The 22,498-nt window shown below is 46.2% G+C and carries 23 protein-coding genes; 12 read left to right on the top strand and 11 right to left on the bottom strand.

What is annotated here, in order from left to right; genetic code table 11:
• Positions 1-85: 85 nt before the first annotated feature.
• The 6 genes from BLQ32_RS10305 to BLQ32_RS10280 form a co-directional block, all read right to left on the bottom strand.
• A complete protein-coding gene (locus BLQ32_RS10305) occupies positions 86-1,276 on the bottom strand; it encodes an MFS transporter (RefSeq protein ID WP_036807133.1) in 1,191 nt (396 codons plus the stop codon).
• Between the two features lie 109 nt (positions 1,277-1,385).
• Positions 1,386-2,462: an ABC transporter substrate-binding protein gene (locus BLQ32_RS10300; RefSeq protein WP_074510248.1), complete on the bottom strand. Its 1,077-nt coding sequence runs from the start codon at positions 2,460-2,462 to the stop codon at positions 1,386-1,388.
• A 2-nt stretch (positions 2,463-2,464) separates the two neighbouring features.
• Positions 2,465-3,262, bottom strand: coding sequence for an ABC transporter permease (locus BLQ32_RS10295; RefSeq protein ID WP_074510247.1), 798 nt, complete (start codon positions 3,260-3,262; stop codon positions 2,465-2,467).
• A complete protein-coding gene (locus tag BLQ32_RS10290; protein ID WP_074510246.1) occupies positions 3,246-4,067 on the bottom strand; it encodes an ABC transporter permease in 822 nt (273 codons plus the stop codon). Before BLQ32_RS10290 ends, BLQ32_RS10295 begins: the two co-directional genes overlap by 17 nt.
• Positions 4,057-5,163: an ABC transporter ATP-binding protein gene (locus tag BLQ32_RS10285; RefSeq protein ID WP_074510245.1), complete on the bottom strand. Its 1,107-nt coding sequence runs from the start codon at positions 5,161-5,163 to the stop codon at positions 4,057-4,059. Before BLQ32_RS10285 ends, BLQ32_RS10290 begins: the two co-directional genes overlap by 11 nt.
• Before the next feature lie 15 nt (positions 5,164-5,178).
• Positions 5,179-5,721, bottom strand: a complete 543-nt coding sequence (locus BLQ32_RS10280) for a helix-turn-helix domain-containing protein (protein ID WP_036807117.1) — start codon at positions 5,719-5,721, stop codon at positions 5,179-5,181.
• A gap of 295 nt (positions 5,722-6,016) precedes the next feature.
• On the opposite strand from BLQ32_RS10280, the gene BLQ32_RS10275 reads away from it, so the two are divergent.
• Complete coding sequence (locus BLQ32_RS10275; RefSeq protein WP_036807114.1) at positions 6,017-6,313, top strand: hypothetical protein; 297 nt, start codon at positions 6,017-6,019, stop codon at positions 6,311-6,313.
• Between the two features lie 79 nt (positions 6,314-6,392).
• Positions 6,393-7,052 (top strand): potassium channel family protein, encoded by a 660-nt coding sequence (locus BLQ32_RS10270; protein WP_036807111.1) that lies wholly within the window; start codon positions 6,393-6,395, stop codon positions 7,050-7,052.
• Between the two features lie 174 nt (positions 7,053-7,226).
• Here BLQ32_RS10270 and rnjA read toward each other — a convergent pair whose 3' ends face one another.
• Together rnjA and BLQ32_RS10260 are read right to left on the bottom strand one after the other, a co-directional pair.
• Positions 7,227-8,894 (bottom strand): ribonuclease J1, encoded by a 1,668-nt coding sequence (gene rnjA, locus BLQ32_RS10265; protein WP_036807100.1) that lies wholly within the window; start codon positions 8,892-8,894, stop codon positions 7,227-7,229.
• A 2-nt stretch (positions 8,895-8,896) separates the two neighbouring features.
• Positions 8,897-9,109 (bottom strand): DNA-dependent RNA polymerase subunit epsilon, encoded by a 213-nt coding sequence (locus tag BLQ32_RS10260; RefSeq protein WP_036807097.1) that lies wholly within the window; start codon positions 9,107-9,109, stop codon positions 8,897-8,899.
• Between the two features lie 286 nt (positions 9,110-9,395).
• Here BLQ32_RS10260 and BLQ32_RS10255 point away from each other — a divergent pair, with 286 nt between their 5' ends.
• A complete protein-coding gene (locus BLQ32_RS10255) occupies positions 9,396-10,166 on the top strand; it encodes a Cof-type HAD-IIB family hydrolase (protein ID WP_074510244.1) in 771 nt (256 codons plus the stop codon).
• A 520-nt stretch (positions 10,167-10,686) separates the two neighbouring features.
• Here BLQ32_RS10255 and def read toward each other — a convergent pair.
• Positions 10,687-11,253 carry a peptide deformylase gene (gene def, locus BLQ32_RS10250; protein WP_074510243.1) on the bottom strand — a complete coding sequence of 189 codons (567 nt, stop codon included), beginning with the start codon at positions 11,251-11,253 and terminating at the stop codon, positions 10,687-10,689.
• A gap of 142 nt (positions 11,254-11,395) precedes the next feature.
• Between def and BLQ32_RS10245 the strand changes: the two genes are divergently transcribed.
• From BLQ32_RS10245 to BLQ32_RS10220, 6 genes are all read left to right on the top strand, one after another.
• Positions 11,396-12,037, top strand: coding sequence for a YkyA family protein (locus tag BLQ32_RS10245; protein ID WP_074510242.1), 642 nt, complete (start codon positions 11,396-11,398; stop codon positions 12,035-12,037).
• Between the two features lie 256 nt (positions 12,038-12,293).
• Positions 12,294-13,406, top strand: a complete 1,113-nt coding sequence (gene pdhA / locus BLQ32_RS10240; RefSeq protein WP_036807087.1) for a pyruvate dehydrogenase (acetyl-transferring) E1 component subunit alpha — start codon at positions 12,294-12,296, stop codon at positions 13,404-13,406.
• A gap of 3 nt (positions 13,407-13,409) precedes the next feature.
• The gene (locus tag BLQ32_RS10235) at positions 13,410-14,387 is read left to right on the top strand and encodes an alpha-ketoacid dehydrogenase subunit beta (RefSeq protein WP_036807083.1); all 978 of its coding nucleotides are present in this window, start codon (positions 13,410-13,412) and stop codon (positions 14,385-14,387) included.
• Between the two features lie 28 nt (positions 14,388-14,415).
• Entirely contained in the window at positions 14,416-15,798 is a 1,383-nt protein-coding gene (locus BLQ32_RS10230) for a dihydrolipoamide acetyltransferase family protein (RefSeq protein WP_074510241.1), read from the top strand.
• A 5-nt stretch (positions 15,799-15,803) separates the two neighbouring features.
• Positions 15,804-17,213 carry a dihydrolipoyl dehydrogenase gene (gene lpdA / locus BLQ32_RS10225; RefSeq protein WP_074510240.1) on the top strand — a complete coding sequence of 470 codons (1,410 nt, stop codon included), beginning with the start codon at positions 15,804-15,806 and terminating at the stop codon, positions 17,211-17,213.
• 101 nt (positions 17,214-17,314) lie between these two features.
• Positions 17,315-18,163 carry a polysaccharide deacetylase family protein gene (locus tag BLQ32_RS10220; RefSeq protein ID WP_074510239.1) on the top strand — a complete coding sequence of 283 codons (849 nt, stop codon included), beginning with the start codon at positions 17,315-17,317 and terminating at the stop codon, positions 18,161-18,163.
• Positions 18,164-18,527: 364 nt separating this feature from the next.
• Here BLQ32_RS10220 and BLQ32_RS10215 read toward each other — a convergent pair whose 3' ends face one another.
• Positions 18,528-19,997, bottom strand: coding sequence for an aminotransferase class I/II-fold pyridoxal phosphate-dependent enzyme (locus BLQ32_RS10215; protein ID WP_074510238.1), 1,470 nt, complete (start codon positions 19,995-19,997; stop codon positions 18,528-18,530).
• A 134-nt stretch (positions 19,998-20,131) separates the two neighbouring features.
• Between BLQ32_RS10215 and BLQ32_RS10210 the strand changes: the two genes are divergently transcribed.
• Together BLQ32_RS10210 and BLQ32_RS10205 are read left to right on the top strand one after the other, a co-directional pair.
• Entirely contained in the window at positions 20,132-21,097 is a 966-nt protein-coding gene (locus tag BLQ32_RS10210; protein ID WP_074510237.1) for an NAD(P)H-dependent flavin oxidoreductase, read from the top strand.
• A gap of 15 nt (positions 21,098-21,112) precedes the next feature.
• Positions 21,113-21,391, top strand: a complete 279-nt coding sequence (locus tag BLQ32_RS10205; RefSeq protein WP_074510236.1) for a UPF0223 family protein — start codon at positions 21,113-21,115, stop codon at positions 21,389-21,391.
• A 43-nt stretch (positions 21,392-21,434) separates the two neighbouring features.
• Here the strand turns inward: BLQ32_RS10205 and BLQ32_RS10200 are convergent, their stop codons facing one another.
• Positions 21,435-22,073, bottom strand: a complete 639-nt coding sequence (locus tag BLQ32_RS10200) for a YktB family protein (RefSeq protein ID WP_074510235.1) — start codon at positions 22,071-22,073, stop codon at positions 21,435-21,437.
• Between the two features lie 164 nt (positions 22,074-22,237).
• Here BLQ32_RS10200 and BLQ32_RS10195 point away from each other — a divergent pair, with 164 nt between their 5' ends.
• Positions 22,238-22,432, top strand: a complete 195-nt coding sequence (locus BLQ32_RS10195) for a hypothetical protein (protein WP_036807058.1) — start codon at positions 22,238-22,240, stop codon at positions 22,430-22,432.
• The last annotated feature ends 66 nt before the right edge of the window (positions 22,433-22,498 follow it).

Genomic DNA, 22,498 nt, shown 5'->3' with positions numbered 1-22,498 from the left:
GCCTAGCTCATAATGGCAAACACCGCCATTACAGGCTAGGCTTCCAGCGCTTGTCGGAGCTGAACAGGCACCTTCGCTTTTCTTGTTAACTTCGGCTGGCTGCTAGTAGCTGCTGTTTCTTGGAGGACCAGGTGTTGGCGATCAGGAAGCAGGTGATTAAAATGATGGCTCCGAAAATGTACGGGCTGCTCATATCAATATCAAAAAGGATGCCGGCTAAAGCCGGGCCGATCATATTGCCCAGGCTCATATAGGCGTTGTTCATACCGGCAGCGTAGCCTTGGTCGGTGCCGGCCAGTTTTGAAATCAAGGTGTTGATGGCCGGACGCAAGAGCGAAGCTGCTGTAAAGAATACGGTGGCCACAAGCAAAATTGTCCAAAATGTATGGACGAATAGCACACCAATCATGGCAGCGGCGGAAATCAGCAAATTGACGAGGATGACTTTCATCTCGCCATACCGCTTAAACAGCCAGTTGATGACGAATGTTTGGACGATGACCCCGACAAAACCGCCGACGGTAATTAAAACAGAAATTTCTTTTGGCGAGAAGTTATATTTCTTGTCCACGTATAATGCGATTGTCGACTGGAAGTTCGCCAGGCCGAAAGCAAAAATGAGCATGACAAGCAACATGACGAAATACGGGGTATAAACCGAGCGTTTTAGCTGCTGCAGCAAATTTTCATTTTTAGGCGGAACAGCCGGCACGGTCGGTGCGACATTCGGCAGCGCGATAAAAGAAATAGCAGCGGCCAGGATGGCAACAGTAGTTGCCACATAAAATGGGAATTGAAGGCTGACTTCGGCTAAAAATCCGCCGAATCCCGGGCCAACCATAAAGCCGAGGGACATAGAGGCGCCTAGCAGGCCCATCCCTTTTCCGCGTTCTTCAAACGTTGTGATATCCGCGACAAACGCCATCATCGGCGGAATCAAAAAAGCTGCGCCGAGGCCGCTGAAAAAGCGTGCCAGGTAAAGGATCCATAAATGGCTGGCTAAACCGAACACCAATTGGGAGAGTCCGAAAATGACCAATCCGAAGATGATGAGTTTTTTGCGGCCGTATTTATCTGACAGCTGGCCGGAAAGCGGGGAAAACAAGAATTGGGCTAAAGCGAATGTGGCAATCAACGTGCCAAGCGCCTGTCCAGCTACTCCAAATGTATCCAAGTATTCCGGCATGATGGGAATGATCAATCCAATTCCGCTCATTGCAATAAACATATTGAACATCAATACATATAAAGCAAATTTATTTGACTTTGCGGCCATATATTGTCCTTCTTTCGTCATTATTTCGTGTGTCTAAAAGTTTATCACATACGGGTCTAATTACAATACCCGGTAATCCAAGAAAAAAACAGGCAGAATAGTCTGCCTGTCAATTTTCCATATCCATTTTAAACTCAAGGAATAATTCGTTATAGATGCCAAGCATTTCAAGCCCCAGGTTTTCATACACTTCGAGGCGTTCCCGCAGCTCTTCAGGCGGGTAGAAGCGCTCGTCGCCAGTGACTTCCGGGTCCATTAAAGCTACAGCAGCTTGGTTCGGCGTCGAATATCCGACGTATTCCGTGTTTTGTGCAGCAGCTTCTGCATCCAGCATAAAGTTGATGAATGCATGGGCGCCATCCACGTTGCTGGACGTTTTTGGAATGACCATATTGTCAAACCAAAGATTCGAACCTTCTTCCGGAACGGAAAAGTCGATGTTTTCATTGACGAACATCATATCTGCCGCTTGGCCGGACCAGGTCAATGCGACTGCCGCTTCTTCCCGGCGCATCATTTCAACGATTTCATCGCCGATTACGGCTTTGATGTTCGGCCCTAAGGTTTTCAATTTATCGGTGGCTTCCCGAAGCTCGGACGCATCACGCGAGTTGAGGGAATATCCAAGGCTATTCAGGCCCATGCCAATGACTTCACGGGCACCGTCCACTATTATGACTTCCTGCTCGAGGCTCGGGTCCCACAAATCATCCCAGCTTTCAAAAGTCTGCCCTTCCAGAAGCGTCGGATTAAAGGCGATGCCAACAGTTCCCCAGAAGTAAGGGATTGAATATTCATTTCCCGGATCGAATGGCAAATCCAAAAAGTAAGGGTCGATATTTTTCAAGTTTGGAATTTTTTCCTGGTCAATCGGAATCAACAGGTCGTTTTCCTTCATTTTTTCGATGGCGTACTCGGAAGGCATGGCCACATCGTAGGAAGTGCCGCCTTGCTCGATTTTCGTCATCATCGCTTCATTTGAATCGAATGTTTCATAGACGACATTGATGTTCGTTTCTTCTTCGAATTGCGTGATAAGTTCCGGGTCAATATATTCGCCCCAGTTGTAAATCGTGATGGAGCCGCCGCCGCTTGTCGCTGAGCTTTTCTCAAGCGCTGACACACCGTAGAACAGCAGCGCGCAAACAACTAAAATGGCGACGCTAGTTTGGATAATGCTTTTCATAATTACTGGCCTCCCGTTCCAACGGTGCGTGCCCGTTGATTAAAGAAGTAATAGCCGACCACCAGCCCGAGCGTCACCACAAAAATCAAGGCAGAAAGGGCGTTGATCGTCAGTGTGATGCCGGCGCGTGCCATGGAATAGATTTCAACAGACAAAGTGGAGAACCCGTTGCCCGTCACAAAGAACGTAACGGCAAAATCGTCAAGTGAGTAGGTAAGCGCCAGGAAAAAGCCGGCGAAAATTCCAGGCTTGATATACGGAATGATGACGCGCGTCAAAATATCGCGTTTCGATGCACCAAGGTCCGCTGCGGCATCGATCAAGTTGGAACTCATTTCTTGTAGCTTCGGCAACACCATGATGACGACAATCGGGATGCTGAAGGCGATGTGTGAAATCAGTACGGAAGCAAAGCCGAGCTTAACGCCGATCATGGTGAAAAGGATCAGGAACGAAGCACCGATGATGACATCCGGGCTGACAATCAGGATGTTGTTGAGCGACAGCATGGCATTGCGCATTTTGCGGTTGCGCAGAAACACAATGCCGATAGCGCCAAGCACCCCGATCGCCGTCGCAATCAATGACGACAACAATGCCACAATGACGGTGTTCATCAAAATGATAATGAGCCGCGTGTCGTTAAAAACCGCTGCATAGTGCTCGAGCGTAAAGCCGTCGAAACTCGACATCGTGCCGCCGCTGTTAAACGAATAAAAAATCAAATAAAAGATCGGGGCGTATAAGATAAAGAAGACGGCCGCCAAATAGACTTTGCCCAGTTTACTTAACTTTCCCATGTTCAGCGCCTCCTTTATCTTTCTGGCCCGTCGCCATCATAATAATGAACATGAATAAAATCAGGAATACGGCAATGGTGGACCCCATGCCCCAGTTCTGCGTCACGAGGAATTGCTGTTCAATTGCTGTTCCCAGTGTAATGACTTTGTTTCCGGCAATCAGGCGCGTGATCACAAACAGGGACAGGGCAGGGATGAAAACTGCCTGCACCCCCGATTTCACGCCATTGATTGCCAGCGGGAAGACCACTTTCCGGAAAGTCATCCAGGAAGAAGCCCCAAGATCCCGTGAAGCATCAATAAGCGCCGGATTCAATTTATCGAGCGAGTTGAAAATCGGCAATATCATAAACGGTATAAAGATATAAACCGAAACGAAAATGAAACTGAAGTCGGTAAAAAGAATTTGCTGCTCGCCTATGCCGATCATGCTTAAGAATTTATTGGCAGGGCCATACAAGCCGAAGATGCCGATATAAGCATATGTTTTCAGCAGCAGGTTGATCCATGACGGAATGATGATGAGCAGCAGCCACAATTGCTTATGTTTTGTCTTTGTCAGCCAATAAGCTGTCGGATAGGCAATCAGGATGGAAAAGAACGTGATTAGAAACGCATACCAGAACGAACTCAAAGTCAGCCGCAAGTAAACAGAAGAAAAGTAGTTCTGGTAATTATCCAGCGTGAATTTGCCGTCCAAGTCCAAAAATGAATAATAGCCGATCAAAACGATCGGAGCGATGACAAAAAGCACAATCCATAGATAGTAGGGAACCATATAAAGAGGACGGGAATTATTTTTCATTAGCCATTTCTCCGTATGCTTCAAGCCGTGCATCGAATGCATCTTCACTTTCGTTCAAGCGCATGACGTGAATCGCTTCCGGGTCGAAAGCCAAACCGATCAGCGAACCGACTTCCGCTTTCTTCGTCGAATGCACGAGCCATTCGTTGCCCGCTTCATCCAAGGTGGAAATTTCGTAATGGACGCCTCGGAAAAGCTGCGTATCCACAGTCACAGCCATTTTGCCGTCGGCTACCGTTGTAATTTCAAGATCTTCCGGACGAATAACGATTTCCACATGTTCGTTCGGATTTAACCCGGCATCCACGCAGTCAAATTCTTTGTTGGCGAACCGGACCCGGTAATCGGCGACCATTTCGCCAGAGACGATATTCGATTCACCGATAAAGTCAGCTACAAAGCGGTTGATCGGCTCGTCGTAAATGTCGATGGGCGTGCCGCTTTGCTGAATTTCTCCTGCGTTCATAACAAAGATTTCATCCGACATCGCCAGTGCTTCTTCCTGGTCGTGTGTGACAAAAATGAAAGTCTTGCCTAAACGCTGCTGCAATTCGCGCAATTCGTACTGCATTTCAGTGCGCAATTTCAAATCAAGCGCAGACAGCGGCTCATCGAGCAAAATCACTTCCGGGTCGTTGACAATGGCGCGTGCAATCGCAACCCGCTGGCGCTGGCCGCCGGACATTTCCTGGATTTCCCGGTTTTCGTAGCCTTTCAAGTTGACGAATTCCAGAGCTTCTTTGACGCGGCGGTCGATTTCCGCCTTTTTCAGCTTCTTGATGCGCAGTCCGAATGCTACGTTTTCAAAAACGTTCAAATGGGGGAACAACGCATAGTCCTGGAAGACGGTATTTACTTGGCGTTCGTTTGCAGGCAAATGATTGACTTTTTTTCCTTCAATGTAAATATCGCCTGTAGTCGGTGTGATGAATCCGGCGATCAGCCGAAGAATCGTTGTTTTGCCGCAGCCTGAAGGGCCAAGCAGCGTGTAGAATTTGCCTCGTTCCAATTCAAAGCTGATATTGCTGAGCACGTTTCCGGCTCCTTCGTATTGTTGGGTGACGTTTTCAAAGCGGATAATAGGTGTGTCAGACATACGATACCTCCTGGTTTATAAATAAGATTGAGTAGCGACAATAATCATTTCGGATTTTCCGCTAAATGCATTGATTAATTGGTGGTGATCAGACGCTTCGTAGTAGAGCGAGTCTCCGGCTGATGCCAAATATTCCTCGTCGCCCAGCAGAAGCCGCACTTTCCCTTCCAACACGTAGATGAATGTTTCGGCAAGGGAAGGCTCAAACTGTTTGTATTGGCCTTTTTCCTGTAAGGTTAAATAGACGGGCTCCATTTCCTTCTTATTGGAAGTGGTGATCAGCCAGTCGATTTCATAGCCCATGTCTTCGTCGGTATGGATGGTGTGTTCATTTGTCGTAAAAACCACTTTCTTTTCCTTATCGGAGTCATCGAAAAACTCTCTTGGTGTTGTTCCAAGAACTTCTAGAAGGGAGAATAAGGTCTCAATCGAAGGGGAATTCAAATCTCGTTCCAGCTGTGAAATAAAACCTTTGCTGAGATCTGTGCGTTCGCCCAGCTCTTCTTGTGTTAACCCGTTTTTCAAACGTAGCCGTTTGATTTTGGTTCCGATTTGCATACTATTTCACCCGATTCAATTTAGTATAAGTAAACTGTGAGAAATGAAAGTTTAGTTAAAATAGATTTTAAGTTTACAAACAACATCTTTTATTATACAAAATCTTTGCTAAGATACAAGATATAATAATTATTTTGATTTCTTTAATCGTATCTATTGCTTTTTGCCATGAGTATTTACTATTATAAAGAAATGGTAAAAAAGCTTTGGTTTATATTAATTTTCCTTATCCAACTAAAATAGTGGATTTAAATAAAAATGAACGAGCCCGACCAATACTGTGGGAGTGATAAAAGTGAATGGCAAAATGAATTTTTTCTTGGATCCGAAAAATCGTGTTATCCAGAAATCTTCAATTATGAATTACAAACAGGACCAACAAGGCCTTTATTTAGTGGCGAATAAGAAATTTATTAACTGGATGGATGTCCATACGTATTGCCATACGTGTTTGTCCGCTTTGACCTTTGATGATGAATTTGATGCAAGCTATTGTTCAACATGCAACGAATGGCGTGAAGAAAAATGCAGCGACGACAGCTGCGAATATTGCGAAAGACGGCCCCAACGGCCACTAGATCCCCGCAGATAAGCGGGGATTTTTTATGGCATGTATGCAAACTGGCAGAATGTGATAAACTAATGCCAATTAGATGATTTGGGGGATTCATATGAAAAAAGAATTTGTAGTCATTGGCCTTGGGCGTTTTGGCGGCAGCATAGTCCGTGAACTGATCGAACAAGACGCAGATGTCATGGCGATTGATAAAGACACGGAACGGGTCGATGAATACGCTTCGATTGCCACACAGGCGGTAGTGGCGGACACAACCGATGAGGCAGTGCTGAGATCACTGGGCATCCGCAATTTTGAACATGTCATTGTGGCCATCGGCGAAAATATCCAAGCGAGCATTTTGACCACGCTGATGCTGAAAGAAATCGGCGTGAAAAAAATCACTGTTAAAGCCCAGAACGATTACCACGCCAAAGTATTGAGCAAAATTGGGGCCGACCAAGTAGTGCACCCTGAGCGCGATATGGGCATCCGCATTGCCCATAATATGCTCTCCAACAATGTGTTGGATTACCTGGAGCTGTCTGATGAGCATTCCATTGCCGAGATTCAGGCCAACGATAAACTGGCAGGGCGGACATTGATCGGACTTGATATCCGGGCAAAGTATGGCATCAACATTGTGGCCATCAAACGGGACGGAGAAATTCTTGTATCGCCTCAAGCTGATATGGAAATTGAGCTGAGAGATGTGCTGATTATTATCGGTTCAGACGCCGATATCAACCGCTTCGAGAAAAAAGTATTGAACTAAACAGCGGGAAAATGAAACCCCGCCCGTGTCAGAAACTCCTGACGCGGACGGGTTTTTTGGCATAAAAAAGGAAGCTCCGGAAATTCGGGGCTTCCTTTTTCAGTTCGTAGTCACTAACATTTTTCTGATGGCCAGCTGCAGCCCCGAGGGACTGAGACAGGCGCTTTAGTTTTTCTAGACTTCCATGATGATCGGCAAAATCATTGGACGGCGTTTTGTTTTTTCATACAAGTACGGTCCGAGAACGTCAGAGATTTCGTTTTTCAGCTCTGTCCATTCGGTGTTTTTGCCATGGATTTTTTTATTGAGGTGGCGGTTCAGCATTTGCTGAGCCTCGTAAATCATGGTGCCGGATTCGCGCATATAGACAAATCCGCGTGAAATGATGTCCGGTCCGGAAACCATTTTGTTTTTCTCCATATCGACGCTGACTACAACAATCACTAGCCCTTCTTCGGAAAGGACGCGGCGGTCGCGAAGGACGATATTGCCGATATCTCCAATTCCGCTGCCGTCGATGTAAACATCGCCGGAAGGAATGCGGCCGGCAACCGAAGCTTCATCCTGGCCTAGTGCCAGAACATCGCCGTTTTCCATGATGAACGTGTTTTGTTCCGGAACGTCGCAATCTACAGCTAATTGGGCATGCATTTTTTGCATCCGGTATTCGCCGTGGATCGGCATAAAGAATTTCGGTTTGATCAAGCGCAGCATCAATTTGTTTTCAGGCTGTGAGCCGTGGCCGGAAGTATGGACGTTATTCAACGAACCGTGGATAACATCCGCTCCTGCGCGGAACAACAAGTTGATGGTGCGGTTTACGCTGCTCGTATTGCCCGGAATCGGGGAAGACGAGAAGACGACTGTATCATTCGGCTGAATCTGGATCTGGCGGTGTGTGCCGTTGGCAATCCGTGAAAGGGCAGCCATCGGTTCACCTTGGGACCCGGTACATAAAATAAGCACTTCATTTGCCGGAAGGCGATTCAAAGTCTGTGTATCGACAAACGCATCTTCCGGAGCATTGATGTAGCCGAGTTCGCGGCCGATGGTCATGGCATTATCCATGCTTCGTCCGAAAACCGCGATTTTGCGGCCTTGGGCAACAGCTTCATCGGTTACTTGCTGCAAACGATAGATGTTGGAAGCGAAAGTGGCGAAAATCAGACGGCCATCAACTTTGCGCATGATGTCCTTGATCGACTCTCCGACTTTGCGTTCCGACATGGTAAAGTCGGGAACTTCAGCATTCGTACTGTCTGAAAGCAGGCACAGAACGCCTTCGCTGCCGATTTGAGCCATTTTCAACAAGTTGGCAGGTTCGCCGACTGGAGTAAAGTCGAATTTGAAATCTCCTGTATGCACAATGTTTCCTGGCGGCGTTTTGACAACTACGCCAAAAGCATCGGGAATACTGTGGGTCGTGCGGAAAAAGCTGACGGAAGTTTTTCTGAATTTAATCACGTCATCTTCTTCAATTTCAATCATTTTGGTTTGGCGAAGCAAACCGTGTTCTTCTAATTTTTTGCGCAGCAAGCCCAAAGCGAGTTTTCCGCCGTATACCGGAATATTAATCTTTTTCAAAAGATAAGGAATTCCGCCGATATGGTCTTCGTGGCCATGAGTGACAAACAGCCCTTTAATTTTATCTGCGTTTTTAACGAGGTAAGTATAATCCGGAATTACATAATCGATTCCGAGCAAATCGTCTTCCGGAAATTTAATGCCGGCGTCAATCAGGATGATTTCATCCTGGAATTGGACACCATACGTGTTTTTGCCGATTTCGCCTAGTCCGCCGAGGGCGAATACAGCAGTCTGGTCATTCTTTACAAACTTCATAATTAGTCCAAACTCTCAACTTTGAAATTCTCGCTGGCTTGTTCGTAAGCTAGGTGATTTCCTTCAAGCAGCTGAATGAATTCAATGTTGTAATTGCGGTCTTTAAGGTGGAATCTGACCTCACGCTCGGTTGATGCTTCTACATAGAGGCTCTTTGTGTTTTCGCGAACTGGTACCTCTGCACGGTTTTCCTGGTATAATACTTTAAAAATCATATTTTGCTCTCCTTTTGCACGTTCAATTAAAATCACTTTCTTTATATTATCATGACATTGTTTTAAAATAAAGAATAGCCCTCCTATTTATTCAGAAGGGCTAAACAAGGTCAAGCGATTTTCTTTTTGTTCATAATGCCGTTCAGCTGTCTGAGCAGTCTTCTCCGAATACGTTTCAGTTTCAGCATGGCTATCTCACTCCTTGAGGGTATTATACTGTATTTTCTGATAAATGTAAAGAATAGAGCCGATTTGGGCACAAAAAAATTAGAATGGAGAATGATGAATGGGTAAATTATTGTTGTTGGACATTGATGGCACATTGATGAATTCGAAAAAAGAAATTCCCCAAAGCGCTAAAGATGCTTTGATCCAGGCGCGGGCAAATGGGCACGAACTGGCGATAGCTACAGGCCGGGGGCCTTTCATGATCAAACGCGTGTTGAGTGAGTTGAATATCGATACCTTTATTACGTTCAATGGTCAATACGTAGTCAATAAAGGAGAACTTATACATAAAGAAGCGTTGGATACCGATACGTTGTCCAAAATTGTGGAATACGCGGAACAACGGGACCATCCCATTGTGTTTCTGACAGATGAACGCATGGTGTCTACCATCGATTACCACCCGGATATTGACGAAGGCATCAAAAGCCTGAAATTTCCACACCCTGCGATGATTGAAGACTTCCATTTGGAGCACGAGGTTTATCAGGCATTGCTGTTCTGTGAAGAAGCGGATCAGAAGCAATACCATGAAACATTCGGCAATATGGAATTCGTGCGCTGGCACCGGGTTTCCTGTGACATTACGCCGGGAGGCAGAAGCAAAGCGAGCGGCATCAAGCACCTGATCAAAGCGACTGGCCACGGCATTGAAGACACGATAGCCTTCGGAGATGGCCTGAACGATGTGCAGATGATGGAAATTGCCGGTGTCAGTGTGGCAATGGGCAACGGCGAAGAAGAAGTCAAACAAGTAGCGACTCACGTCACTGATCACGTCGACAACGACGGCCTTGCCAAAGCATTTAAACATCTTGGATTGATTTAAAAAAGAGACTCGGATTATTCATCCGAGTTTCTTCCTGCTTGTTGAGAAAGAAATAGAAAAAATTTTTTTTGGAATATTACCGATATTCCGCAAACCAGCTGCGCTTGCCGCGGGCGATCCGCCAAGCCTCCTCAGGTGCTTCCGCACCTTGCGGGGTCTCGGCTGTCTCGCTTTCCCGCAGGCGTCTCCGCTGGTTTGCTCCATATCGACAGTAAACTGTGAATAAAAAGCATGTATACTCATCTACTCTTTCTAATAAAAACAATTCTTTATGAAAAGAGTGAGCCGAATGAAGCGGAAAGTGGCGAGAATAAACATTGTGCTCCTGTATCGCTTCGCTAGCTTCGTCGCAAACAAGTCTGCTTCACAGTCTTGTTTCCTGCGGGAGCAGCACGAGCTGAAGACCCTGGACTGAGCAACGCGAAGGAAGTGGCTGAAGCGGGGCCCGCGGAAAGCGTCCACTTGGAGCGAAATGCCTTAAAGAATGGAATGTTTCTCGACAGCCTAAAAGAGACTCGGATTATTCATCCGAGTCTCTTCCTATTGCTATGGCATTTTCAATTTCTGCATATGGATTTTTGGGATTGATATGGTCGAAGAACATCACGCCGTTCAAGTGGTCAAGTTCGTGCTGGAAAGCGATGGCCGGCAAACCTTTTAAGCGCATTTTGTATTCTTTGCCTTCTATATCAAGTGCTTTGATGGTAACGCGTGCATAGCGGGGAACATAGCCTGGAATTGCCCGGTCAACAGAAAGGCAGCCTTCGCCGGCTGCTAAATACGAGCGTTCAACGGAATGGCTGACGATTTTCGGGTTGATGGCAATCAGGCTCAAGTTCTCGCTGGAAGTTTCATCGAAATGCAAGGCGAAAATCCGTTTTGGTGCATTGACCTGCGGCGCGGCAATTCCAACGCCGGGGCGCAAATCGTATTTTTTGATCATTTCATCGTTCTGGCTATTTACAACATACTCCAACAAGTCTTCCGCCAGTTTCCGGTCTTCTTCGGAAAGCGGAAAGGCAACTTCTTCTGAACGTGCCCGGAGAGTAGGGTGGCCTTCGCGTATAATGTCTTTCATCAATATCAAGAGTATTCATCCTTTCATTAAAACCACTATATTTAAGTATAGCGCAATCCGCCGTGCTGGGAAAAGAAAAAAGCCGTTGCCGCCGGTTGTGTTTTTCAAAATCAGCTATTATAGTTGATTTAAGCATTAAGGAGGGTTTGGCATGAAAAGAATCGTTTCAGCCGGCATTTTTACAAGTGTGCTGCTTTTGAGTGCATGTTCAGGCCCGGCAGCAGGAGAGCAATTGGACGCTGTGTTAAATGATACATTCGATGCTGAAAAAGAGTATCGGGAAACGCAAAAAAAGATGGAAGAGCTTGAAAAAGACGAACAGCAATTGTTCGAATCGATCATGGCTTTGACGCAGGAACAGCAAGACGAAGTGGACAGCAAGGCGGAAGAAGCACTTGCTTCAGCACAAGAACGGCTGGAACTTCTGGCAGCTGAAAAAGAATCCATGGGCAATGCCCAGGAAAATTTCAAAGAAATCGATACGGTCATTGCAGAAACGGATGACGCTCAGCTGAAAGAAGAGCTAGGTTCTTTGAAAGAGAAAATGCAGGAACGGTTTGATGCCCACGGCCAATTTACGGAAGCATACGAAACCTTGAACGGCCTTCAGCAGGAATTGTACACGATGCTGATGGACGAAGAAACAGAGCTCAAGACGATGCAGGAAAAAGCCCTGGAAGTCAATGAACAAAACACAGCCGTTCAGGACGCTGTTACAGCATTTAATAACAGCACTGAACAATTCAATGAAATGAAAAATCAAATTGTGGATAACTTGAAAGAGAATGAATAAAAAGCGGCCGCACCGGCCGCTTTTTTCTGTGCTATAAAAGAAGAAGGATTTATAGGCTGTTTTATAATACAGGTGTCAACCGTGCACTAATACAGTTTTCGTGGAACCTCGTTTCTTAATGGCAAAAAATGCTTGTTTAATATAGGTTCGCTATGATTGACCGAGCAAATCATCTAACGTATACTGAGTTAGAATGTGCAATTGTATTACTAATTGAATATAATAATTTTAATACAGATAAAGGAGAGTTGCTTTTATGGCTGCGAAAAAATCACAGCAGTTCGATCCAGTGGAAACGCTTAATGCAATCGAAGAAAAGTTTGAAATGGTTCAAGTTCTTAATGAAGAAGGCGTCATTGTCAATGAAGAGGCAGATCCGAAGTTGTCAGATGAGGAGCTTCAGGAATTAATGAGCCGCATGGTTTATACGCGTATTCTTGACCAGCGCTCCATCTCGCTTAACCGCCAAGGCCGTCTAGGCTTCTATGCACCGACTGCAGGACAGGAAGCTTCACAATTGGCTTCTCATTTTGCTCTTGAGAAAGATGATTTCATCTTGCCGGGCTACCGTGATGTTCCTCAATTGATTTGGCACGGCTGGCCGCTTCACCAGGCTTTCTTGTTCTCGCGTGGACATTTCATGGGGAACCAAATGCCTGAAGGCTTAAACATTTTGCCGCCGCAAATCATCATTGGTGCCCAGTACATCCAGGCAGCTGGTGTGGCACTTGGCATGCAAAAACGCAAAAAAGAATCAGTAGCAATCACTTACACAGGTGACGGCGGTTCTTCACAAGGGGATTTCTACGAAGGAATCAACTTTGCGGGTGCTTTCCGTGCACCGGCAATCTTCATTGTGCAAAACAACCAGTATGCAATTTCTACTCCGCGTGAATTGCAGACTTCTGCTAAAACAATTGCTCAAAAAGCTGTTGCCGCAGGTATTCCAGGCGTCTTGGTAGACGGTATGGATCCATTGGCAGTTTATGCTGTTACGCGTGATGCACGCGAACGCGCAGTGAAAGGCGACGGGCCGACTTTGATCGAAACACTTTGCTACCGCTACGGACCGCATACGATGGCAGGGGATGACCCGACACGCTACCGTACATCTGATATCGACAGCGAATGGGAAAAGAAAGATCCATTAGTCCGTTTCCGCAAATACCTGGAAGCAAAAGGCTTATGGAACGAAGAAAAAGAAAACGAAGTAATCGAGCGTGCTAAAGATGAAATCAAAACAGCAATTAAAAAAGCTGACAGCGCACCGAAACAAACAGTAACAAACTTACTTGAAATTATGTATGAAGATGTTCCATTCAACGTGCAGGAACAGCTGGAAATCTACAAAGCGAAGGAGTCGAAGTAAGCGATGGCACAAATGACTATGGTTCAAGCAATTACGGACGCTCTCAGATTGGAATTGCAAAACGATGAGAACGTTCTGATTTTCGGAGAAGACGTCGGAAACAACGGCGGGGTTTTCCGTGCGACTGAAGGGTTGCAAAAAGAATTCGGAGAAGACCGTGTCTTTGATACACCTCTAGCAGAATCCGGAATTGGCGGTTTGGCAATCGGTCTGGCATTGCAAGGATTCCGTCCGGTTCCAGAAATCCAGTTTTTCGGTTTCGTTTATGAAGTAATGGATTCGATCAGCGGACAACTGGCTCGCATGCGTTTCCGCAGCGGCGGCAGCTTGAATGCACCGGTTACCATCCGTTCTCCATTCGGCGGCGGTGTTCATACACCGGAAATGCACGCTGACTCTTTGGAATTATTGATGACTTCACAACCAGGATTGAAAGTGGTTGTTCCGTCTACTCCTTACGATGCAAAAGGATTATTGATTTCTTCAATCCGCGACAACGATCCGGTTATTTTCCTTGAGCACTTGAAACTTTACCGTTCAGGACGCCAGGAAGTCCCTGAAGAATCGTACACGATTCCACTTGGCAAAGCGGACATTAAACGCGAAGGGAAAGATATTTCCATCATCGCTTATGGCGCTATGGTACAAGAAAGCTTGAAAGCTGCTGAAGAACTTGAAAAAGAAGGCTATTCTGCAGAAGTGATCGATCTTCGTACAATTCAGCCATTGGACATCGAAACTCTTGTGGCATCTGTTGAAAAAACAGGCCGTGCCATGGTCGTACAAGAAGCCCAGAAACAGGCGGGGATTGCTGCAAACGTAGTGGCAGAAATTATGGACCGCGCGATTTTAAGCCTGGAAGCACCGGTACTTCGCGTAGCAGCGCCAGATTCGATTTTCCCATTCTCGCAGGCGGAGCAAGTTTGGCTTCCGAACTCGAAGGATATAGTAGAAACAGCGAAAAAAGTTCTAACGTTCTAATAGTTGCGTAAAAGGAAGGGTGAAACTAATGGCTTTTGAATTTCGTTTACCGGATATCGGAGAAGGTATCCATGAAGGTGAAATCGTAAAATGGTTCGTCAAAGTCGGAGATACAATCGAAGAGGACGACATTCTATTTGAAGTGCAAAACGATAAGGCAGTTGTTGAAATGCCGTCGCCAGTTACTGGAAAAATCGTGGAAATCATTGTTGAAGAAGGAACGGTAGCCGTAGTTGGAGATGTATTGGTTCGCATTGAAAGTGATGATGCAGCCGACAACGAAAGCGCAAGCACTGAAGAAACTTCCGCTCCTGAAGAAAAACAGGAAACGGAAGAGCAAGTGCAAGCGGGAACTGCCGAAGCTGCTCAAGACGTAGAAAAAGAATCAGTAAAAGAAGAACAGCCTAAAATGGGCGAAACCGGTGCTGGTGCTCAGCCTCAGACTACTTCGCAGGATCCGAACGCGCGTGTAATCGCGATGCCTTCTGTCCGTAAATTTGCACGCGATAAGGAAGTCGACATCACACAAGTTTCCGGTTCTGGAAACAACGGCCGTATCCTGAAAGAAGACGTTGAAGCATTCTTGAACGGAGGCCAGCAACAAGCAGCTGCACCAGCTGTAGAGGAAACAGCGCAAGCGGCTCCGCAGGAAGAAACAAAAGAAGTGAAAGAAGCTGCACCAAAAGCGGCTCCGCTGCCGGAAGGCGAATTCCCGGAAACGCGCGAAAAAATGTCCGGAATGCGCAGAGCAATTGCGAAAGCAATGGTTCATTCAAAACACACGGCTCCACACGTAACGCTGATGGACGAAGTCGATGTAACCGAACTTGTTGCTCACCGCAAAAAGTTCAAGGACATTGCAGCAGAAAAAGAAATCAAACTTACTTATTTGCCATACGTTGTCAAAGCGCTAGTAAGCACGCTGCGTGAATTCCCAGCGTTGAATACATCGTTCGATGATGAAACGAGCGAAGTAATCCAGAAGCATTATTACAACATCGGGATTGCTGCTGACACCGAAAAAGGCCTCTTGGTGCCGGTTATCAAGAACGCTGACCGCAAGTCCGTCTTTGCTATTTCTGATGAAATCAATAAGCTTGCGACCAAAGCCCGTGATGGAAAATTAAGCCCTGCAGAAATGAAAGGCGCTTCTTGTTCTATCACAAATATCGGTTCCGCTGGAGGCCAGTGGTTCACTCCGGTTATCAACCATCCGGAAGTTGCGATTCTTGGAATCGGCCGCATCGCTGAAAAACCTGTAATTAAAAATGGTGAAATTGTTGCCGCTCCTGTGTTAGCATTATCATTGAGCTTCGATCACCGTATGATTGATGGAGCAACGGCGCAACATGCGTTAAATCACATTAAGCGTTTATTGAGTCAACCTGAATTACTATTAATGGAGGCGTAAAACTTATGGTAGTAGGAGATTTTCCAATCGAAACAGACACGCTCGTCATCGGTTCAGGCCCTGGCGGATATGTAGCAGCTATCCGTGCAGCGCAAACTGGACAAAAAGTAACAATCGTTGAGAAAGAATACATCGGAGGCGTTTGCTTGAACGTCGGATGTATTCCTTCAAAAGCCTTGATCTCTGTAGGTCACCGCTTTGAAGAAGCGCAGCACTCAGATGCTATGGGCGTTGTTGCCAAAGAAGTTTCTTTGAACTTCGAAAAAGCGCAGGAATTTAAAAACGGCGTTGTGAAAAAATTGACTGGCGGCGTAGAATCGTTGCTTAAAGGCAATAAAGTGGAAATCGTCCGCGGTGAAGCTTATTTTGTTGATGATACTTCAATCCGTGTCATCACTGAAAACGCAGCACAAACGTACAAATTTAAAAATGCGATTATTGCTACAGGATCACGTCCGGTAGAAATTCCAACTTTTAAATTTTCGAAACGTGTCATCAATTCTACTGGAGCTTTGAACCTTCAGGAAGTACCAGGCAAACTTGTCGTAATCGGCGGAGGTTACATTGGTACTGAGCTTGGAACAGCGTACGCAAACATGGGATCCGATGTAACGATCCTTGAAGGCGCACCTGATATTCTTGCTGGATTTGAAAAACAAATGACAGCAATTGTTAAAAAAGGCTTGAAGAAAAAAGGCGTTGAAGTGATCACGAAAGCGTCTGCTAAAGGCGTGGAAGAATCAGAAAACGGCGTTACTGTATCTTATGAAGCAAACGGCGAAGAAAAGACAATCGAAGCGGATTACGTTTTGGTAACTGTTGGACGCCGTCCAAACACAGACGAAATGGGTCTTGAAGAATTGGGCCTTAAAATGTCTGAGCGCGGTTTGATCGAAGTTGACAAACAGTGCCGTACAAGCATTTCGAATATCTACGCAATCGGTGATGTTGTTGCTGGCCTTCAATTGGCGCACAAAGCATCATACGAGGGCAAAGTAGCTGCTGAAGCAATTGCAGGAGAAAAATCAGTTGTCGATTACTTGGCAATTCCAGCAGTATGCTTTACAGATCCTGAACTTGCGAGCGTCGGTTTGACCGAAGAGCAAGCAAGAGCTGAAGGATTTGAATTCACTGCTGCTAAATTCCCATTCGGCGCAAACGGCCGTGCGTTGTCATTGAATGCTCCAGACGGTTTCGTGAAATTGGTTTCACGCAAATCGGACGGCTTGCTTCTTGGCGCTCACATCGTGGGAGCTGGCGCATCCGATATGATCGCTGAACTAGGCCTTGCTATTGAAGCAGGCATGACAGTTGAAGATATCGCGATGACAATCCATGCTCACCCGACATTGGCTGAGATTACAATGGAAGCTGCGGAAGTAGCTCTAGGAACTCCAATCCACATCATTAAGTAATAGTGAAAGAAGCCCTGCAGCTACTTATGCAAGGCTTCTTTTTTCTGTGGTCCGATTATGGTAAAATTTGTTCAATGAAGCAACTGGATGGGGGAGAGGGCATGGTACATACAAAAGGGGTTTTACTGGCTGCCGCACTGGCTCTTTTAACAGCCTGCAATGCAGAAAATGCTGAGCCAGAGACGGAAAAAGGAACGCCTGATACCGAACAGGCCGTTCCGGAAACGACTGAAAAAGATCCAGAAGAAAAAACTGAGGTAGAACAGACGGAAGTCCCGGCGGAAAAGGCGGAAGAACCTGCTAAGTTGGCAGCTGAACCCAAATACCGCCTCAATCCGGCAAACTGGAATATGGAGCCGATTAGCGATGCTCCCGCGGAAGCGGTTTTGATTACGATAGACGATGCCCCGGCAGACCATTCCGTAGAAATGGCGGAAACTCTTAAAAAATTGGATGTTCCAGCTATTTTCTTTGTCAACGGCCATTTTTTGGACAGCGATGAAGAAAAAGCGAATCTGAAAAAAATTCACGAGATGGGCTTTGCCATCGGCAACCATACTTACAACCACAACAATTTAAAAACGATCGGCGAAGAGCAGCAGCAGGAAGAAATTTTATCGCTGAGCGAGGCGGTCGGGGAAATAATTGGAGAAAAGCCAAAGTTCTTCCGTGCGCCGAACGGCTCGAACACAGATTTCAGCAAAGCGTTGATTGCGCAGGAAGGCATGCTGCTGATGAACTGGACATACGGCTATGATTGGGAAAAACAATACATGGATGCTGCTGCCTTGACGGATATCATGGTGAATACAGAATTTCTGCGGAACGGGGCGAATTTGCTGATGCATGACCGCGAGTGGACAGCGCAAGCGTTGCCAGGCATTATTGAAGGCTTAAGAGCAAAAGGGTATTCCTTTGTCGAACCTGATGAAATAGAAGGTGTAAAGTAAAGACAAAGGCCAGGGAGTCAAAACTCCCTGGCCTTCAGACTGTCGAGAAACCCTGACAGTCATAATTATTCCGCTTCAGGCGGACGCTTTTCGCGGGCTCGCGCCGAGCCGCTTCGTCGCTTTGCGACTCCAGGGTCTCAACGGCTTCGCTTTCCCGCAGAAGTCGCCGCCTTCCGCTTCATTCATTTTTCCTGCTTCTTTACAGGGATTCATATGTAAAGAGGAATCAAAATGAAGCACACCTTGGTTGTTTGCCTTCCCTTGATATGGAGCAAAACAGCGGAGATGTTCTGAAGGGAATTTTTCTATATCTTTCTCAACGAGCTGAAGGCCAGGGAGTCAAAACTCCCTGGCCTTTTGTGTTTCAACGAATCGCTTGCTGTTCTTTAATGACGCGCAGCTTTTTCAATGTATCGTCTTCAGGCCCCTGAACTGGAAGCCCCGCTTTCACGTTCATATCGATATAATTGATGTTTTCCTGTGTAATGATTTCCCCAGGGATGAAAATCGGAATGCCCGGTGGATAAACCATGATGAATTCAGCCGAAATGCGGCCAACCGCATCTTCGATGGAAATGACTTCCGTTGTGGCATAAAAAGCATCTCTTGGCGTCATGGCGAGCCTTGGAATATCCGGCAGCAGCACCGCAGGTTCAATGATAGCGGCTTCGCTTTCAAATGCCTCGCTCATCCGCTGCAAAGCGTTAATCAAAAGATTGAGCTCTTTGCGCGTATCCCCGATGGTCACTAAAGCAAGGATATTATAAAGATCGGACAATTCAATTTCAATATTGGCATTTTCTCTCAGCCATTCTTCCGCTTGATGGCCTGTAATGCCAAGGTTTTTGACACTGATCAGCAGTTTCGTCGGATCCATATCGTAAGTAGCGGACGTATTTAAAATCTCTTTGCCGACGCAATATAAATGAGGGATCTTATTGATCCGTTTGCGTGCATCCTGCGCCAGCCGAATTGCCTGGTCGATCAAATCGTAGCCATGGATCGCCAGTTGTCTGCGGGCGGTATCGAGTGACGCCAGAATCGGATACGATGTGGAAGTGGTGGTCAGCATGGACAGCGTCGATTGGACGCGTTTTGGTGAAACCAGCCCTTCACGCACATTCAAAACAGAACTCTGCGTCATGGATCCTCCCAGTTTATGGACAGAAGTGGCTGCCATATCAGCTCCGGCAGCCATCGCCGATACAGGGAGCGCCTTATGGAAATGGATGTGGACGCCGTGGGCTTCGTCGACCAGCACCGGAATGTCGCGGCCGTGCGCAATGTCCACAATGCGTTTTAAATCAGCGGCTACGCCGAAATAAGTCGGGTTGATGACGAGTACGGCTTTAGCGTCCGGATATTCCACCAAAGCCTTTTCAACAGCTTCTGCTGAAATGCCATGGGAAATGCCCAGTTCCGTATCCACTTCCGGATGGATAAAAATCGGAATGGCGCCGGCAAATACAATAGCGGACATAATTGATTTATGGACGTTTCGCGGTACCAGGATTTTATCATTCGGGCCAACGACGCTTAAAATCATCGTCATAATGGCACCGCTTGTTCCTTGTACGGAAAAGAACGTATAATCTGCCCCGAATGCTTGGGCAGCCAATTCTTGAGCTTGTTTAATGGCGCCTTTAGGTGAATGAAGATCATCTAAAGGGGCAATGTTGATTAAGTCGATGGATAAAACATTATCGCCGACAAATTCCCGGAAAGCCGGATCGACGCCTTGCCCTTTTTTATGTCCAGGAATATGGAATTGTATTGGGTGCCGGTTACGGTGCTTTAGGAGCGCATCGAATAACGGAGTTTCTAATTGAGACAATGGTAACCCACCTCACTTTATAAAAATGAAAACAAAAAGAATTATAGCACGTTGCGCAAAGCTATACTATAAAAATAAAAGGAATTTGGCCGGTTCTATCGAATACAGAAAATGAAGGGGAGGGAATACATTAGATGAATTTTCAAACACGGGTAACAGACTTATTAGGGACGGAGCTGCCGATTGTTCAAGGGGGGCTTGCGTACTTGGCGTATGCTGAACTGGCGGCTGCCGTTTCAAATGCAGGAGGGCTCGGCCAGATTACAGCAATGAGCTTATCGTCTCCAGAAATGCTGCGGGAGGAGATCCGGAAAGTCAGGCAAATGACAGACCGGCCATTTGGCGTCAATTTTGCTATTGGTGAACACGGCCGGGCATTTTCACACATGCTGGAAGTGGCGATTGAAGAAAATGTGCCGGTCGTGTCAATGACCGGAGGGAATCCGACGCCAATTTTCGATCAATTGAAAGGCACTTCGATAAAAAAATTGGTGCTTGTCGCAGCGAGGCGCCAAGCGCAGAAAGCGGAAGAGCTAGGAGCGGATGCGGTCATGGTTGTTGGGCATGAAGGCGGCGGCCATTTAGGGCGGGATGACATCGGCACGATGGTGCTGATTCCGCAAGTGGTGGATGCTGTCTCAATCCCGGTCATTGCTTCAGGGGGAATCGGCGACGGCCGCGGCTGGATGGCCGCTCATGCGCTCGGTGCAGAGGGAATTGAGATGGGAACCCGTTTTATCGCAACCAAAGAATGTGTCCATGCTTCAGAAGTTTATAAAAAAGCATTGATTGAAAGCACAGAAAGCGATACGGTTATTATTAAGAAAAGCATCGGTTCGCCTGCCCGGACTTTGAAAAACAGCTGGACCGATAAAATTCTTGAAATTGAAGCTGCTACACCAAATTATGAAGCATTGCGCAATTATGTCAGCGGCGAGGCCAATAAAAGGTATATATATGAAGGAAACCTGGATGAAGGGTTTGGCTGGGCCGGCCAAGTCACCGGTTTGATCAAAGATGTACCGACTGTAGCGGAACTGCTGGGCCGGATGGTCGGCGAAGCGGGAGAAATACGCAAAAGATGGGCGATTACACCATGAAAGTAGGGATGAAAGATGGATTATTCTTATCCGTTTTCTATCGACTGGACAACAGAAGAAATCATTGACGTCGTAACATTTTTCGAAGGAATTGAAATGGCTTACGAAAAAGGGATCAAACGGGACAATATCATGGCGCGTTACCGCCGTTTTAAAGAAATCGTCCCTTCTATCGCGGAAGAGAAAACGTATTTCCGTGAATTCGAAGAAGAAAGCGGCTATGCCAGTTTTCCGGTGATCAAAGAAATGAAAGCCAAAAACGACAGCGATGTCATTAAAATTAAAAAAAGATAAGTCTGCTGATTTTAATAGTAGAACAAAAGAAAAATGCCACAGCTCAGCGCTGCGGCATTTTTTCTTTCTGTAAGAGGGTCTTATAAACAGGCAAAAGAGCCGCAAAGGTTTCTTCAGCAAATTCTTTGAACTCTTCTTCGCTCATTTTGATGGCTTCTTCTTTTGAAATATGGCGGCCGATCACAAATTCGCCTTTTTTGACATCACGCAAACGGACAATCAGCTTGTTCAACTCGCCATCTGCCATTTCGGCCAATGGAGCCGCATCCGGTTTCATATGGTCGCCTGACACGACAAAACCTTCCGGCAAAGCAGCAATTGCTCCTTCGTCCAATAAGTTCTGCGCCATTGTTGTTTTATTTGGGGCTTCGTATATGACCGCTAATATGATGAAAATGTGGCTGCTCCATAAACCGATCTGGAAGTGGGGAACCGCTTTATAGCCTCTTTTATGCGGCGCAAAAGCCACCCAGCTGTCATTTGGCGGATTTACCGTACGGCGCATATGCTTCGCTACATGCGGGAAGAACTCATCTCCGGTTGTGGCTGAAAAAAATGAAGAATAGTGGCTGCCCAATTCTTCGAATTTCGGGCGCACCCGTTCGATCAGCAATCCCATCCGGGCTTCAAGCCCAGGTGTATTAAATACTTCAAAATCTTGCTTATTCCAATAGGACGTCAACTTTTTTCCTCCTTTATCTGTTTTACAGGTTTCATTTTAGCGAACTTTGGGAAGAAAGAGTATAAATAAGTTTTTCCTAAACGCCATTGGGGTATTGATTTTTATAGCAATTATATTTATAATAATCTGAATTATCGAAATGCGGAGAGAAAGGGGTGCTTATTATGAAACAGATGATTCAAATCATTCGTAAAGCCGAAATAGAGAAAGAGTATATTAACGTCCTGAAGCTTGAACTGGATTATGAACTTGCTTCATTGTTTGATGCCATGCAGCTTAAAGACAGCCGTGAAGCAGATAAAAGCAAAAAACGGCTCCATGAAATTTATGTAGAACTGGAGGCACTTCATGCGCTCTGATAAATCCATCACATAAAGGCGTTTACTGTGAACAGACAGTAGGCGCCTTTTTCGTTATAATGGAGA

The organism is Planococcus glaciei (assembly GCF_900099655.1).
In the GTDB taxonomy this organism is placed as follows: Bacteria; Bacillota; Bacilli; order Bacillales_A; family Planococcaceae; genus Planococcus; species Planococcus glaciei.
This window is presented reverse-complemented; position numbering and strand designations above follow the sequence as displayed.